The organism is Streptomyces silvisoli (assembly GCF_029269905.1).
GTDB classification, from domain to species: domain Bacteria; phylum Actinomycetota; class Actinomycetes; order Streptomycetales; family Streptomycetaceae; genus Streptantibioticus_A; species Streptantibioticus_A silvisoli_A.
Window position 1 is genome coordinate 1 of sequence record NZ_JARJBC010000078.1, and the last position, 745, is coordinate 745.

Consider the following 745-nt stretch of genomic DNA (forward strand, 5'->3'; position numbering starts at 1 on the left):
TTGGCATCGCGATCACGGATCAGGAACCGGAAGTTGTCGGCCCGGTCTCCCAACTCCATCAGTAGGTTCCGGGGGAGCTGGGTCACCCACTGGCCCGTGGGGTGGGCGGTGATGCCGAGGACGTGGATGCGCCGGGTGTTGATCTCCATGATGAAGAGGACGTAGAGGCGTTTGAGGAAGAGGGTGTCCACGTGCATGAAGTCGCAGGCCAGGAGGGTGTGGGCCTGCATGCGCAGGAAGGTGCGCCAGGTCTGTTGCGAGTCGCGCTGCGGTGCGGGTGGCAGACCGGAACGACGTAGCACCCGGCGGATGGTGGCGGCAGCGACTCGGTGGCCGAGCCGCCGCAGCTCACCTTGGGTCCTGACGTACCCTCAGGTTGAATTCTCCTCGGTCAGGCGCAGGATGAGCGCGACGATCTCGTCGGGCAGTGGGGGGCGACCGGGCCTGACCGGTGGCTGGCGCCACTTCCAGCGCAGCAGGCGCCGGTGCCAGGCAAGTAGCGTGTCCGGGGTGACCAACCGGTGCCGCCGCAGGGCGGGTGGCAGACGCACAGCGAGAGCGGAGAGCAGGGCATGGTCGGCCCATGACATCTGCGGCCGCTTGACCTGTCGGCGCAGTACGGCGACCTCGTGGCGCAGGGTGAGGAGCTCGGCCTTGTACGCGGCGGAGGAGCGCCCCAGCAGTGTCAGCCAGCCCAAGAGTTGGGAGAAGATCAAGTACAGCAGCCGTAGACCCACGAAATGAG

At 67.0% G+C, this 745-nt stretch carries 2 pseudogenes; both read right to left on the bottom strand.

What is annotated here, in order from left to right:
- A pseudogene (locus tag P3G67_RS35785) lies at positions 1 to 302 on the bottom strand (integrase); the annotation flags it as partial.
- Positions 303 to 371: 69 nt separating this feature from the next.
- Positions 372 to 745: pseudogene (locus P3G67_RS35790) on the bottom strand (integrase); the annotation flags it as partial.